The following is a 13,943-nucleotide window of genomic DNA, read 5'->3' as shown; positions in this document are numbered from 1 at the left end:
GCCCTCTCCACCTGCCGACGAGCAGAGCACCAGCGTACAATGTCACGTTGCGCTGCTCACACTGCGGCGGCCTCGTACACCGCGACCGCCACGGCAAGATCTTCCCAGGCCATGCCCACGCTCTTGAAGAGCTGTGGACAACTCCGCTCCCCTCCCCCCGGCTGACGTCCGGCGACCAGGTCCGCGAGCGTGCCGGTGATGTGGCCCGGCCCGATGGCCCCCTCCGCCTCCGGGACGAGCAGGTCGCCGGCCTCCCGCAGCGCCGCCGCCCGTGACTCCACGTACACCGCCGCGCGTCGCACGAGGGCGGTGTCGGTCTCCCGGGCCGTCGGCTCGTGGGAACCGACGGCGACCACGACGGCGCCCTCCCGCACCAGCCGGCCGTCGAAGAGCGGCTCGCGGGACGAGGTGCAGCAGAGCACCAGGTCCGCCGCGGCCACGTCCCCGGGGCCGCCCGGCCGGGCGGGCACGCCGAGTGCGCGCGCCCGGGCCACGAGGTCCTCGGCCGCCGCGGCCCTGCGGCCGACCACCACCACCTCGGCCAGTTCCCGCACCGCGAGGACCGCCGCGAGGTGCCCGTGGGCCTGCGGGCCGGATCCGAAGAGGACCATCCGCAACGGCCGCCCCCTCGGGGCCAGATGGCGCAGGGCCAGGGCCGAGACCGCCGGGGTGCGCAGGGCGGTGAGGGCGGCGCCGTCCAGCAGGGCGAGCGGACGCAGGGTCGGACCGTCCAGCAGCAGGTAGGAGCCGGTGATGCGGGGCAGTCCGCGGGCCGCGTTCCCCGGCGCGACCCCGGCGATCTTCACCCCGGCGTACCGGCCCGACGCCGCCGGCATCAGCAGGAGTTCCCCGCCGGGGACGGGGACCGCGGAGCGCGGCGGACAGGCCTCCGGGTCCAGGCCGTCGCGCAGGGCCGCGGCCAGGGCGTCGGCCGCGGCGGCCGGGGGGAGCAGCGCGGCCATGGCGTCGGCACCGAGCTGGGGGGTCCGGGTCCGCGTCACAGCAGGAACCCGGCGCCCAGGGCGTCGTGCGGGTCCACGACGAAGGTGTGCTCCCCGGTGCGGTGGGCGCTGCCGGTGACCTCGGTGACCCCGCCCTCCAGCAGCCGCCCGGTGAAGACGGTGCCGGCGACGGACTCGTGCAGCAGGTCCTCGCCCGGTCCGAGCCGCCCGTCCTCGGCGAGCAGCACGAGCCGCGCCGAGGTGCCGGAGCCGCAGGGCGAGCGGTCGACCTGGCCGTCGGCGAAGACGGTGACGTTGCGCTGGTGCGGCCCGAACGGAGTGTCGGGCAGCTCCTCGTGGAGGATCACCCCGTACACGCCGGAGAGCAGCGGGCCGCCGGGGTGCCAGGTGGCGGGGTGCGCCGCGAGGGCGGCCCGGACCTCCTGCCCGGCCCGGACCAGCGCGGGCAGGGCCGCGCGGGAGACGTCCAGGCCGAGGTCGCCCGCGCGGACCGAGGCGTAACAGGCCCCGGCGTACGCGAGGTCGGCCTCGGCCAGCCCGAGCGAGGTGGCGACCGGCACCTTGCGGGCGCTCACCCGGGCGGGGACGTTGCGGAAGGTGACGCCGGTGGTGCGGCCGCCCGCCCGGTGCACGGTGGCGGTGACCCGCCCGGACGGTACGTCGATCCGCACCGGGACGTCCCCGTCGTCCGGGGCGGCGACCCGGCCGGTGTCGACGGCCCAGGCGCCGAGGGCCATGGTGCCGTGGCCGCAGGCCGTGGACCAGCCGTCCTTGTGCCAGAACAGCACCCCGAAGTGGGCCCCGTCGTCGTCGGGCGGCACCACGAACCCGCCGTACATCCCCGCGTGTCCGCGCGGCTCCTGCACGAGCAGCCGCCGTACGTCGTCCAGCGCGCCCCGGCGCGGGGCGGTCCCCGAGCCGCCGGGGCCGATGGCGGTGGCACAGCGCTCGGCAACGGTGTCCCCCGGGGCGGGCGGCATGCCCGCCCCGGCGGTGTCGGCGATCCGGAAGGGCTCCCCGGCGGTGTGGTAGTCCACCGTTCGGACGGTGATCACAGGAGGAAGCCTCCGGGGAAGGGGTCGGACGGGTCGAGGAAGTACTGCGCGGTGCCGGTGATCCAGGCCCGGCCGGTGACGGTCGGCACCACGGCGGGCAGTCCGCCGACGGTGGTCCGCCCGACCAGCCGACCGGTGAACTCCGTCCCGATGAAGGACTCGTTGACGAAGTCGGCGCCGAGCCCGAGGAGCCCCCGGGCGTGCAGCTGGGCCATCCGCGCGCTGGTGCCCGTACCGCAGGGCGAGCGGTCGAACCAGCCCGGGTGGATGGCCATGGCGTGCCGGGAGCGCCGGGCGTCGGAGCCCGGGGCCGCGAGGTAGACGTGCTTCACGCCGGCGATGGCGGGGTCCTCGGGATGGACGGGCCGGTCCGGCCCGGCGTTGATCGCGTCCATGACCGCGAGTCCGGCGGCGAGCAGGTCGTCCCCGCGGGCCCGGTCGAAGGGCAGGCCGAGGGAGTCGAGCTCGACGAAGGCGTAGAAGTTCCCGCCGTAGGCGAGGTCGTAGGTGACCGTGCCGAGGCCGGGGACGTCCGCCTTGAGGTCCAGGCCGACGCTGAAGGACGGGACGTTGGTGAGGGTGACGGCGGTGGCCGCCCCGTCCTCCACCCGTACGTCGACGCTCACCAGCCCGGCCGGGGTGTCCAGCCGGACGGTGGTCACCGGCTCGACGACGGGCACCATGCCCGTCTCGACCAGGACGGTGGCCACGCCGATGGTGCCGTGCCCGCACATGGGCAGCAGGCCCGACACCTCGATGTAGAGCACGCCGTAGTCGGCGTCGGGGCGGGTCGGGGGCTGCAGGACGGCGCCGCTCATCGCGGAGTGCCCGCGCGGCTCGTACATCAGCAGGGTCCGTACGTGGTCCATGTGCTCGATGAAGTGGAGCCGCTTCTCGGCCATGGTGGCGCCGGGGATCACCCCGACTCCCCCGGTGACCACCCGGGTCGGCATGCCCTCGGTGTGCGAGTCCACCGCGTGGTAGACGTGGCGCGTGCGCATCGGTCGTCCTCTCCGGCTGGTTAGTTGAGCCCCTCGGCCAGGGCCTTCTCGGTGGCGGCGCGGACGGCGGCCTCGGTCTCCCCGGTGAGCGGGAAGCGCGGCGGGCGGGTGGCGCCCCCGGGGCGGCCCGCCAGGTCCATGGAGAGCTTGATGGCCTGGACGAACTCGGTCCTGGAGTCCCAGCGCAGCAGGGAGTGCAGGGACTTGTACAGCGGCAGGGCGGTGTCGAGGTCGCCGGCCACGGCGGCCCGGTAGAGGGTGGCGCACGAACGCGGCAGGGCGTTGGGATAGCCGGCGATCCAGCCGACGGCCCCGGCCAGGGCGAGTTCGAGGAGGACGTCGTCGGCGCCGATGAGCAGGTCGAGGCCCGGGGCGAGTTCGGCGATCTCGTAGGCGCGGCGCACGTCCCCGCTGAACTCCTTGACGGCGACGACGGATCCGTCCGCGTACAGCTTGGCGAGGAGGGCCGGCGTGAGGTCCACCTTGGTGTCGACGGGGTTGTTGTACGCGACGACGGGCAGCCCGGCACGGGCCACCTCGGCGTAGTGGGCGCGTACGGCGTCCTCGTCGGCCCGGAAGGCGTTGGGCGGCAGCAGGAGGACCGATCCGGCGCCCGCCTCCGCGGCCTGGTCGGCCCAGCGGCGGGCCTCGGCGCTGCCGTAGGCGGCGACGCCGGGCATGACGCGCGCGCCGTCGCCGGCCGCCTCGACGGCCGTGCGGACCACGCGCGCCCGCTCCTCGTCGGTGAGGGTCTGGTACTCCCCGAGGGAGCCGTTGGGGACCACGCCGTCGCAGCCGTTGGCGATCAGCCAGGCCACGTGCTCGGCGTAGGCGTCGTAGTCGACGCCGTGGTCCTCGCGCAGCGGGAGCGCGGTGGCGACCATGATTCCGTGCCAGGGGCGGGTGCGGGGCGCGGGGGTGTGCGCGTGGGTCATGTGAGAGCTCCCTAGTGTGATGTGTGACATTTTACTAGGGGGTGCGGGACGGCCACAAGGGCCGGGGCACCCCGATCAGCGGTCCGCTGGCGGAAGTTCGGCGAGATGGCGCAGCGGGACCGGACAGGACAGGGGACGGCGGTCCGCCGCGGGCTCCTGCCCGGCCAGGGCGGCGACGGCGGGCCCGCACATGCGGCCCTGGCACCAGCCCATGCCGGCCCGGGTGAGCAGCTTGACCGTACGCGCGTCCCGCGCCCCGAGGTCTCCGACCGCCTCGCGGATCGGCCCGGCCGGGACCTCCTCGCAGCGGCACACGACGGCGTCGTCCCGGAGCCAGCCGGTCCACCCCTCCCCCGGGCGGTGGGCGGCGGCCATCGCGTCGGCGAAGGCGCGCAGCCGGGCGCGGCGGCGGACGAGGCGAGCGACGCGGGCCCCGCCGCCCGGGGCCGGCCGCGGCGGGCGGAGCGCCGCCGCGACGGAGTGCGCGGCCAGCTCGCCCTCGGTCAGGGCCAGCCGGGCCCCGCCGATGCCGCCGGTCTCCCCCGCGGACCAGATGCCGGGGACGGAGGTGCGCTGTTCGGCGTCGAGGACGAGGGCGGTGGTGCCGTCCGGGCCGGGCCGGGTGGCGCAGCCGAGGCCGGTGGCCAGTTCGAGCTGCGGCACCAGCCCGTGGCCCACGGCGAGCGCGTCGCAGGGGATCCGGCGGGCGGTGCCGGGCAGCGGGCGCCAGTCGCGGTCGAGGCGGGCCACCGTGACGGCCTCGATCCGGCCGGTGCCGTGGGCCTCCGTGACGGCGTGCCGGGTCAGCAGCCGGACGTGGTGACGGGCCAGGGCGCCACCGTAGGTGGCGGCTTCGAGGAGCTTGCCGGGGTTGCGCAGCAGGGTCGCCGCCCGCCCCGCGTACGCGGTGTAGGCGGCGGCCTCCACCACGGCGGGCACGGTGGCTCCGGCGGCGGCGAGGGACCCGGCCACCGCGAGCAGCAGCGGACCGCTTCCGGCGACGACCACGCGCCGCCCCGGCAGCACCAGTCCCCCCTTGAGCATGGCCTGCGCCCCGCCGGCCCCGACCACTCCGGGCAGGGTCCAGCCGGGGAAGGGCAGTTGGCGCTCGTAGGCGCCGGTGGCGATGAGCACGGCGCGCGCCGTGACGGCGGCGGCCCGCTCCTCGGGGGCGTGGCCGGCCACGGCGTGCAGGGTCCAGGCGCCCTCCGACGGTGTCACCGTCCACACGTGGTGGAGCGGGAGACAGGTGATCCGCCCGGCCGACTCGTGCGCGCGCAGGGCCGCTTCGCGGGTCGCGAACGCGGCCCAGTCGTGGTGCAGGGCCTCGGGGCGGGCCGCGCCCAGTCCGGGCGCGGGCCGGCGGTAGAACTGCCCGCCGGGCCGCTCGCCCGCGTCCAGGACGGTGACGGTGAGGCCGAGCGCGGCGCCGGCCACGGCCGCGGCCAGCCCGGCCGGCCCGGCCCCGACGACCGCCAGGTCGACCGGCTCCGCGGAGGGGGAGGTGGAGGTGGACGGGCCGGAGGCCGGCTGCGCGGCGCGGGGCGGGTCGGCGGGGTCAGACGGCGAGGTCGGCACGGCCGGTTCCCTCCTGGGTGGTGACGGCGTCGCCCGGCCGGGCGGGGACGAGGCAGGCGCGCTGGTTCGGGTGGCCGTTGACGGTGACGAGGCAGTCGTGGCAGCTGCCGATCCCGCAGAAGGCCCCGCGCGGCGCGCCGCCGTCCCGGGTGGTGCGCCAGGCGAGGACACCCGCGCCCCAGAGGACGGCGGCGACGCTCTGGCCTTCCTGCGCGGGCAGTTCCCGGCCGTCGAAGTCGATCGTGAAGCGGGACCGGGGGCTGCCGCCCACCAGCGAGCGGGGGGTGCGCATCAGGCGGTCCTCCTCGGGACGGTCGCGGCGGGCCGCGGACGGGTGGTGCGTGCGGTGGCGGGCCGGCCCGCGGCCCGCGGGGGGCGGGGCGCGGCGGCGTCCGGAGCGCCGTCCGGGGTGCCGGGCCTCACCGCGGCCCGCCCTCGGCGCCGCAGCCGTCGCCGTCGGGACCGCGGCCGCCGTGGCCGCCGTGGCCGCCGTTCCCGGCGCTCTCGAACCGCTCGGGGCGGAACGGCCTTACAGGGAGGGGCGGTTCGGCCCCCGTCAGGGCCGCGGCGATCAGCAGGCCGGTGGCCGGGGCCAGGCCGATGCCCGCGCCCTCGTGGCCGCACGCGTGCAGCAGCCCGGGCCGGCGCGGGTCCGGGCCGATCGCCGGGAGGTGGTCGGGCAGGTAGGGGCGGAAGCCGTGGTAGGCGCGCATCACCCGGACGTCGGCCAGGACGGGGAAGAGCGCGGCGGCCTGGGCCGCCAGCCGGCGCAGCGCCTCCGTCGACAGGGTCCGGTCGAAACCGACCCGCTCCCGGGTGGCGCCGATCAGGACCGGACCCGACGGGGTGCCCTCGACCACGGCCGAGGACTGCAGGGCCGCGGAGCCGCTGGCCACGTCCGCGATGTAGTCGGCGGCGTAGACCTTGTGCCGGACCACCCGCGGCAGCGGCTCCGTCACCAGGACGAAGCCCCTGCGCGGCAGGACGGGCAGGGAGACCCCGGCCAGCTCGGCGACGTGCCCGCCCCAGGTGCCGGCCGCGTTCACCACGGCCGGGGCGAGCAGGTCCCGGCGGGGGGTGCGGACACCGCGTACGGCGTTCCCGTCCCGCAGGACCTCCGTCACCTCCTCCCCCGGGTACAGCTCGGCGCCGGAGGCGGCCAGCAGCCGGGCCGCGGCCTGCGCGGGCTGCACCTGGGCGTCCTGCGGGTAGTGGAAGCCTCCCGCGAGGCCGGGGGCCAGGTGCGGCTCCAGGTCGTGCAGGGCGTGCGCCGGGACCTCGGCGGCTTCGACGCCCGCCGCGCGCTGTCCCTCGGCGAAGCTCCGCAGCGCCTTCACGGTCGCTTCGTCGGGGGCCACGACGAGGCCCCCCTTGGCCTCGTACTCGATCGCGGGCGGGAGCACCGCGGCCAGTTCCGTCCAGAGCCGGGTGGAGAGCAGCGCGAGGTCCAGCTCGGGGCCGGCCTCCTTGTCGGAGACGAGGAGGTTGCCCTCGCCAGCGCCGGTCGTGCCGCCCGCGACGGGCCCGCGGTCGACGACCGCCACGGAGAGTCCGGCGCGGGCCGCGTAGTACGCGACGGCCGCCCCGACGACGCCGGCGCCGATGACGACGGCGTCCAGGGAGTGTCTCTTGAGCACGGCAGTAATATGTCACATTCTCTAGTGGCTGCCCAGACCGGTCCCGCACCCTCCTCAGGCGCGGGACCGGTCCGGAGTCCGTCAGCTGCGCAGCGGTCCCTCGCAGCTGTAGTCCGACGTCGCCGCCTTCTTGTTGCTCCAGATCTCCGGCGGCCCGAAGGAGCAGTTCATGTCGGCGAGGTTGTTGGAGGCGGCGCCCGCCCGCTCCAGGATGAAGTAGTCCACCGTCTCCGACATGTCCTTGAAGTTCTGGTCGTCGCTGCGCCAGTTCTTCAGGTTCGCGGTGATCCGGCCCGTACAGGTGAAGCGGCGCTTGCCGGGGTCGCCGTTCTCCACGCAGTCCGGGGTGTTGTAGGTGGCCGCGGCGAACGAGGACTTCACCGAGGCGAGCGCCGAGTCGCGCAGCTGCTCGTTGGGGGTGAAGGAGGTGTTCGGCACGAACAGCCGGTCCACCTTGGCGATCTGCGCGTCCAGGAAGCGGTCGTAGTCGCGCTGGAGGTAGGTGTCCGCGCCCAGCCGGTGGCGCCAGGCGTCGTACGCCGCCACGTCGTTGTTGCGCAGGTGGGTGTACATCTCGCGCAGCAGCGAGGGCTTCTCGGTCCACAGGAACTCGAAGAAGGTGCCGGCGTAGCTGTAGAAGCGGAAGCCGTCGCCCTCGTAGGTGGCGTTCAGCAGCTGCTCGACGCTCATCCGCGGGCCGCCGCCCGCCGTGTCGGCGATGATGCTCTTCACGAGGGACTTGCGGACGGCTATGCCGTCGTCGCGGGTGGCGCCGTCGAAGAACTCGGCCGTGCCCTCGTCCATGGCGGTCGTGCGGTCGCCCTCGTACCAGGGCCCCTGGCCGAAGAAGCCGGGGACGGCGAAGCGGCCGTTCAGGTAGTGCGTGTACTCGTGGCGGAAGAGCTCCTCGAGGGTGAGGGAGGAGTCCTGGGGGACGCGGCGCTGGTAGGTGTAGAAGGTGGCGCCGTTCTCGATGTAGATGCCGCCGTTGTTGGTGTCGTAACCCGTCAGGATCGGGTGGTAGTTGACGTAGTCGGCGCGGGATCCGTAGAGGACGATGTTCAGGGTGGAGTTGGGGTCCCCGGCGAGCGGCTGATCGGTGCCGAGGACGCGGTGGTACTGGGCCTTGACCTGCTTGCTGGCGTAGTACAGCTGGTCGACGGTGGCGCGGTCCAGGCCGGTGCGGACCCTGATGGCGCCGTTGTCGTAGGTGTAGGTGTAGGGGAAGAGCTGCTTCTCGATGTCCTCCTTGCACACCCCGTACGGCTTGCAGGCCTCGTAGAAGTTGAGCCAGGAGACGACCTTGGCCCACGGCTCGCTCCCGGCGCCGAAGGCGGCCTTGACGGGCTCCAGCATGCCGCCGAGGTCGGCGACGACCTGGCCGCGCAGGCCCTCCACCTGACCGAAGCGCGCGTACTCGCTGAGGGCGTCGCGCACCACCCAGGCGTTGGCGGTGTCCTTGAGGTGGGTGTACCCGGCGAAAGCCTTGAAGGTGGCGCGGTAGGAGGGGTCGGCGGCCACGGCGGCGTGGAAGCCCGCGTCCTGGTTGCCGGGGTAGACGCCGAGGTAGCTGACGGACAGGCCGGCCAGGGCCGCGCCCGCCCAGGCGGAGTCGTGGTGGGTGGCCGGGTGGGCCGGGTCCATGGTGGCGAGGACCTTGGTGATCAGGCCGAGCTGGTGCTGGCGCAGGCCCGGGGCGCTGCCGGCGTAGAGGGCCTCGCGCAGGGTACGGGCGTTGCTCGGGGTCACGTCGAAGGTGCGGGCGGCGGCGCCGAAGTCGGCGATGGCCCGGCGCATGGCGTCGACGGTCGGGGCGTCGGTGACGTCTATCTCGGTGCGCGAGTAGTCGTGGTAGGCGACCGCGTGCAGGTAGGTGAACATCTCCTCCAGGTGTGAGGAGTTGCGGCCGTCGTGGGCGGCGGCCAGGCCGGATATCCGGCGCGAGACGGCCTGGACGTGCGCGTCCGACATGACCGGGGCGAGGCGGGCGTCCCAGGTCCAGATCAGTCCGCGCAGGCAGCCGTCGGCCAGCACCGCCTGGTCGGCGAGGAAGTCGGCGAACTGCTCGGGCGTGAGGCCGGTGATCCCGTCGAGGGTGCAGGGGACGCCCCCGGCGACGCTCCGGGCGGTGGGAACCCCCTTCGCCGTCCGGCCGCGCTTCTCCAGCTCCTGGGCGGGCGCGGTGGCGGGGGTGGCCGCGCCGGGGACCTGTCCGGCGATGGCCTGGCCGCCGGGGGCGGGCGCGGGCGCCGGCGCGGTGTCACGGGCGTCGGCGTAGCGGTCCACTTCGTCGAACGGGTTCCCCGTGGGGCCGTGGGCCGCGGCCGGGGAGGCCTCCCGGGCACCGGCGAGCGCGGCCGGTACGGCCGGCTCCGCGGCCTGCGTCGTGCCCTGCGCCGCGGTGGCGAGGAGGGTCACCGCCACGGCGGAGGCGAGAAGGGAAGAGCGCACAGCTCTGTGCTTGAGCACCGAGAACTCCTGTGTGGGGAGGGTGTGGTGGGGGGTGGTGCGTGAACTGCCCTGCATCACGCGGCGTTTGACGGGGATTAACGTGCCGCGGTGTGAGCTGTAACATAGTAATGTGAAATTGCACTGACAACCCCCTTGCGCACACCAGTTCGCGACGTCCCCGAAGGAGCCCGCGTGACCGACTCCCCCACCCGCCTCAACACGGGCAGCCATGACCGCCCGGTGTCAGAGGAGTTGTCCCGGTTCATGGCGGACGGCTGGGCCACCACCCCCCTGCCCGACACCGCACGCGTCCCCGGCCACGCCCTGACCCCCGCCCGCCGGGCCCGGCTCTCGGCCCGCTTCCCGGGAGAACGACTGGTCGTCCCGGCCGGCGTGCTCACGGTCCGCTCCAACGACTGCGACCACCGCTTCCGCCCGCACAGCGCGTACGCGTGGCTGACCGGACTGACCGGCGAGGACCAGGCGGGCCACGTCCTGGTCATGGAGCCGTCCGGCCCGCACGGCCACGAGGCGGTGCTGTACCTGCGCCCGCGCTCACCGCGCACCGGAGGCGGCGGGGAGTTCTACCGCGACCGCCGGTACGGGGAGTTCTGGGTGGGCCGCCGGCCCGACCTGGCCGAGGCCGAACGCCTCACCGGCATCCGCTGCGCACACCTGGACACCCTCGGCCCGGCGCCCGGCCGCGACGCCTCCCGGGACGCCGAACTCGCCGCGGCCCTCTCGGAACTGCGCCTGGTCAAGGACGCGTGGGAGGTCGAGCAGCTGCAACAGGCCGTGGACCACACGGCCGCGGGCTTCGAGGACGTCGTACGGGCCCTTCCGCGCGCCCTCGCACACCCGCGCGGCGAACGCTGGATCGAGGGGGTCTTCGGCCTGCGCGCCCGCGCCGAGGGCAACGGCACCGGCTACGAGACGATCGCCGCCTCGGGCGCCCACGCGTGCACCCTGCACTGGATCCGCAACGACGGCGCGCTGGACGGGGACGAACTCCTGCTGCTGGACGCCGGGGTGGAGACCGACACCCTCTACACGGCGGACATCACCCGCACCCTCCCGCTGTCCGGCCGCTTCTCCCCCGTCCAGCGGCAGGTGTACGAACTGGTCCTGGCCGCCCAGGAGGCGGGCATCGCCGCGCTACGGCCGGGCGCGAGCTTCGGGGACTTCCACCGGGCCGGAATGCGGGTGATCGCCGAGGGCCTCGCCGACTGGGGCGTCCTGAAGCACGCCGACGGGGACCTGCACCGGCGCTACACCCTGTGCAGCAGCGGCCACATGCTGGGCCTCGACGTGCACGACTGCGCGAAGGCGCGGGCGGAGACCTACCTGGACGGCGTGCTGGAGGAGGGCCAGGTGCTGACGGTGGAGCCCGGGCTCTACCTCCAGCCCGACGACGAGACCCTCCCCGCGGAGCTGCGGGGCATCGGGGTCCGCATCGAGGACGACCTGGTGATCACAGCGGACGGCGCCCGGCTGATGTCGGGCGCCCTGCCCCGTACGGTCGCCGGCATCGAGGAGTGGATGGGGCGCCTGCTGGAGGGCGGCCGGGGCTGAAAAGCGATACGCGCACCACTGGGGTGTGCTAGCGGTACACCCCAGTGGTGCGTATTATCGGGTCATGCCTCTTCCCCGATTCGACCGGCTGCCCGCGGAACGCCGGGAGCACATCCTCGGGGTCGCGCGCCGGCACTTCGCCGAGCACGGCTCCGAAGGCGCCTCCTACAACAAGATCATCGAAGCCGCCGGGGTCTCCAAGACCGCCGCCTACCACTACTTCGACGGCCGGGAGGACCTGCTCACCGCCGTCCTCGACGGGGTCCTCGGCCGGCTGCTCACCGCCCTCGGCCCCTGGGAGCCGGCCCGCGACGCCGACGACTTCGCGGCCCGGTTCACCGCCGGCTCCGCCGCCCTCGCCGCCCATCTGGCCGGCCACCCCGAGGACCTCGCCCTCGCCGACGCCGCCATCGGACGCGCCCACGGCGGCCCGTGGCTCGACTGGTTCGGCGCGCTCGTCACGGACGGCCGCCGGCTCGGGCTGGTCCGCGGCGACCTCGACCACGAGCTGATGGTGGCGGCGACCGCGGCCGTCATCCGGGCCGCCGACGGCTGGGCCCTGGCCCGGATGACGGCCGCGGACCCCGCCGACCCGCCGGAGCCCGCTCCCGCACCCCCGCCCGAGGCGCAGCTGTGGAGCCTCCTGACCGGCCTGTGGGGCGGACGGGAGCCGGGTCGTGCGCACTGACCTGCGGATCTCCTGGGAGATACCGGCCACCCCGCCGGGCCTCGCCGGACGCCTGGAACGGTTCATGGGGCCGGGCAAGACCCGCTCCGAATCCGCGGTGGAGACCGTGGGCCTGATCGGCTGCGCCCTGCTGCTGGCCGCCGGCCTGTGGGACTCCGGCGCGGCGCGCGAGTGGACCGCGGGACAGCTCGTGGTGGTGGCCCTGGCCGGTCTCGACCTGATCGGCGGGGTCCTGACCAACGCCACCAACGCGGCGAAGCGCTGGTACCACCGGGCCGACCGCGGGGCCCGGCGCGCCCGGCTGGTGTTCGTCTCCGCCCACCTGCTCCACCTGGCCGCCGTGGGCCTGTACGTCCTGTCCGGCGACCTCGCCTGGACGGCGGGCAACGCCGTCCTGCTCCTGGGCGGGGCGGCGGCCGTGGAGTTCGCCCCCGTGCACCTGCGGCGGCCGGTGTCGATGGCCGTGCTGATGGCGGCCGTCCTGGTCAACCTGTTCTGGCTGCCGGTGCCGGCGGCGCTCGCCTGGTTCGCGCCGCTGTTCTTCCTCAAGCTGCTCGTCTGCCACCTCGTGCCCGAGGCGCCCCTGGAACGGAGCCGGAATGCCTGAGGACCCGGCCGCCACGGCGGCTCCCCGGCGGATCGACACCGCGCCCACCTCCGACGCCTGCGCGGACCTGCTGGCCTCCGCCTTCGCGGCGGAGCCGGCCGTCTCCTGGATCTGCGGGACCTCCGCCGCCGCCCGCGCGCACTGGTTCCGGGCGACCCTGCGCACCCACGCCTCCCTGGCCGGGGCCCGCCGGACCGCGCTCGTGGACGCGGACGGCCGGCCGCTGGCGGCCGCCGTCCTCACCCCGCCGGGCGCGGTCCCCGGGGCCGGCGCCCGGGCCCGCTGGGCCGCCCGTACCCTGCTGCGCTGCGGGCCGCTCGCCCTCGCCCGCACCCTGCGCTACCTGGACGCCGCCGAGGGCCGGGCGCCCGAAGGGGCCTGGACCCTCGAGTTCGTCGGGGTCCGCCCGGACCTCACCGGGCGCGGGGCGGGCCGCACCCTCCTGGACCACGTCCTGGCGGCCGTACCCGACGGCGCGGGCGTCCACCTGACCACGGCCGACCCGTCGAACGTCCCCCTGTACCGCCGGTTCGGCTTCGCCACGCAGCACGAGATCGCGCTCGGGCCGCTGACCGTCACCGCGATGGCCCGGCCACCGCGCCACACGGAAGGGGGCCCGCCCGGCACGGTGCGCCGCTGAAACCGCCCGCGGGGCGGCGGGACCGGGCCGCCCCGCGGGGCGCTCAGAGCGAGCTCGCCGCCCCGCGGATCAGATCCAGTACGACCTCGGGCCGGGACAGCATGGGCACGTGCGCGGAGGCCACCTCGACGGCCGTCGCGCCCATGCGCCGGGCGGCGAACCGCTGGAGCTCCGGGTTGACCGCGCGGTCCTGCGTGGTGACGAGGAACCAGCTCGGCTTCGTCCGCCACGCCGGGTCCTCCACGGTCGACCCGAGCACCTCGGCACGCGGAGCGCCCTGCGTCGCCCAGACCACCTTCTGCTCCGCCTCGGGCAGGTCCCCGACGAAGTCGGAGATGCCCTCCCGGGAGATCCAGATGCGCCCTTCCTCGGTGTCGAGGTGGGAGAAGAGCGGCGGCGCCTCGAACTTCCCGATGAGGTCCTGCGGCGTCTCCCCCGCGTCCGGGCCGAGCGCGGCGATGTAGACGAGCCCGGCGACCCGGTCGTCGGTGCCGGCGGCGGTGATGACGTAGCCGCCCCAGGAGTGCCCGACCAGGAGCGCCGGGCCGCCCACCCGGCCCAGCGCGTGGTGGACCGCCTCGACGTCCCCCTCCAGGGAGTCGAGGGGGTTCTGCGCCGACACCACCTCGTGTCCCTCGTTCTGCAGGACGGGGATCAGCTTGCTGTAGCAGGAGCCGTCGGCCCACAGGCCGTGGGCGAAGACGATGCTCGGCTTGCTCGGCGACATCGGTGCGTTCCTCCAGTCGACAGCGCGGACCCGGTCACCGGACCCGCTCGGCCCTCCGAGTCCACACCAGCCCCCGCCGGCCCGCATCTC

13 protein-coding genes are annotated in these 13,943 nt (G+C 75.3%); 4 read left to right on the top strand and 9 right to left on the bottom strand.

Annotated features, from left to right (window positions below):
- Positions 1-56 precede the first annotated feature (56 nt).
- The 8 genes from ACPU2J_RS26220 to ACPU2J_RS26185 form a co-directional block, all read right to left on the bottom strand.
- Positions 57-962, bottom strand: coding sequence for an ornithine cyclodeaminase family protein (locus ACPU2J_RS26220; RefSeq protein ID WP_399314357.1), 906 nt, complete (start codon positions 960-962; stop codon positions 57-59).
- Positions 963-997: 35 nt separating this feature from the next.
- Complete coding sequence (locus tag ACPU2J_RS26215; protein WP_423834133.1) at positions 998-2,017, bottom strand: proline racemase family protein; 1,020 nt, start codon at positions 2,015-2,017, stop codon at positions 998-1,000.
- The gene (locus ACPU2J_RS26210) at positions 2,014-3,018 is read right to left on the bottom strand and encodes a proline racemase family protein (protein WP_361589038.1); all 1,005 of its coding nucleotides are present in this window, start codon (positions 3,016-3,018) and stop codon (positions 2,014-2,016) included. The genes ACPU2J_RS26215 and ACPU2J_RS26210 overlap by 4 nt, the downstream gene beginning before the upstream one ends.
- A 20-nt stretch (positions 3,019-3,038) precedes the next feature.
- Positions 3,039-3,953, bottom strand: coding sequence for a dihydrodipicolinate synthase family protein (locus ACPU2J_RS26205; protein WP_423834132.1), 915 nt, complete (start codon positions 3,951-3,953; stop codon positions 3,039-3,041).
- A 75-nt stretch (positions 3,954-4,028) separates the two neighbouring features.
- Positions 4,029-5,531: an NAD(P)/FAD-dependent oxidoreductase gene (locus ACPU2J_RS26200; protein WP_423834131.1), complete on the bottom strand. Its 1,503-nt coding sequence runs from the start codon at positions 5,529-5,531 to the stop codon at positions 4,029-4,031.
- Positions 5,512-5,826, bottom strand: coding sequence for a (2Fe-2S)-binding protein (locus ACPU2J_RS26195; protein ID WP_389074378.1), 315 nt, complete (start codon positions 5,824-5,826; stop codon positions 5,512-5,514). The genes ACPU2J_RS26200 and ACPU2J_RS26195 overlap by 20 nt, the downstream gene beginning before the upstream one ends.
- Before the next feature lie 124 nt (positions 5,827-5,950).
- Complete coding sequence (locus ACPU2J_RS26190) at positions 5,951-7,168, bottom strand: NAD(P)/FAD-dependent oxidoreductase (protein ID WP_423834130.1); 1,218 nt, start codon at positions 7,166-7,168, stop codon at positions 5,951-5,953.
- An 81-nt stretch (positions 7,169-7,249) separates the two neighbouring features.
- Complete coding sequence (locus ACPU2J_RS26185; RefSeq protein WP_423834129.1) at positions 7,250-9,694, bottom strand: collagenase; 2,445 nt, start codon at positions 9,692-9,694, stop codon at positions 7,250-7,252.
- Between the two features lie 117 nt (positions 9,695-9,811).
- Between ACPU2J_RS26185 and ACPU2J_RS26180 the strand changes: the two genes are divergently transcribed.
- From ACPU2J_RS26180 to ACPU2J_RS26165, 4 genes are all read left to right on the top strand, one after another.
- A complete protein-coding gene (locus tag ACPU2J_RS26180) occupies positions 9,812-11,191 on the top strand; it encodes an aminopeptidase P family protein (protein ID WP_423834127.1) in 1,380 nt (459 codons plus the stop codon).
- 64 nt (positions 11,192-11,255) lie between these two features.
- Positions 11,256-11,879 carry a TetR/AcrR family transcriptional regulator gene (locus ACPU2J_RS26175; RefSeq protein WP_420079306.1) on the top strand — a complete coding sequence of 208 codons (624 nt, stop codon included), beginning with the start codon at positions 11,256-11,258 and terminating at the stop codon, positions 11,877-11,879.
- Positions 11,869-12,486, top strand: coding sequence for a hypothetical protein (locus tag ACPU2J_RS26170; RefSeq protein WP_420079307.1), 618 nt, complete (start codon positions 11,869-11,871; stop codon positions 12,484-12,486). Before ACPU2J_RS26175 ends, ACPU2J_RS26170 begins: the two co-directional genes overlap by 11 nt.
- Entirely contained in the window at positions 12,479-13,126 is a 648-nt protein-coding gene (locus tag ACPU2J_RS26165) for a GNAT family N-acetyltransferase (protein ID WP_420079308.1), read from the top strand. The genes ACPU2J_RS26170 and ACPU2J_RS26165 overlap by 8 nt, the downstream gene beginning before the upstream one ends.
- 43 nt (positions 13,127-13,169) lie before the next feature.
- Here the strand turns inward: ACPU2J_RS26165 and ACPU2J_RS26160 are convergent, their stop codons facing one another.
- The gene (locus ACPU2J_RS26160) at positions 13,170-13,853 is read right to left on the bottom strand and encodes an alpha/beta fold hydrolase (RefSeq protein WP_420079309.1); all 684 of its coding nucleotides are present in this window, start codon (positions 13,851-13,853) and stop codon (positions 13,170-13,172) included.
- Positions 13,854-13,943 lie beyond the last annotated feature (90 nt).

The sequence above is a fragment of the Streptomyces manipurensis genome (assembly GCF_049570255.1).
In the GTDB taxonomy this organism is placed as follows: domain Bacteria; phylum Actinomycetota; class Actinomycetes; order Streptomycetales; family Streptomycetaceae; genus Streptomyces; species Streptomyces manipurensis.
The sequence above is the reverse complement of the archived record's forward strand: the minus strand, read 5'-3'. Positions and strand labels throughout refer to the sequence as shown.

Excerpts from the sequence above, each read along its gene's own strand:
- ACPU2J_RS26220 (WP_399314357.1), bottom strand. The coding sequence starts at position 962 with ATGGCCGCGCTGCTCCCCCCGGCCGCCGCGGCCGACGCCCTGGCCGCG.
- ACPU2J_RS26210 (WP_361589038.1), bottom strand. The coding sequence starts at position 3,018 with ATGCGCACGCGCCACGTCTACCACGCGGTGGACTCGCACACCGAGGGC.
- ACPU2J_RS26205 (WP_423834132.1), bottom strand. The coding sequence starts at position 3,953 with ATGACCCACGCGCACACCCCCGCGCCCCGCACCCGCCCCTGGCACGGA.
- ACPU2J_RS26185 (WP_423834129.1), bottom strand. The coding sequence starts at position 9,694 with ATGCAGGGCAGTTCACGCACCACCCCCCACCACACCCTCCCCACACAG.
- ACPU2J_RS26175 (WP_420079306.1), top strand. The coding sequence starts at position 11,256 with ATGCCTCTTCCCCGATTCGACCGGCTGCCCGCGGAACGCCGGGAGCAC.
- ACPU2J_RS26165 (WP_420079308.1), top strand. The coding sequence starts at position 12,479 with ATGCCTGAGGACCCGGCCGCCACGGCGGCTCCCCGGCGGATCGACACC.
- ACPU2J_RS26160 (WP_420079309.1), bottom strand. The coding sequence starts at position 13,853 with ATGTCGCCGAGCAAGCCGAGCATCGTCTTCGCCCACGGCCTGTGGGCC.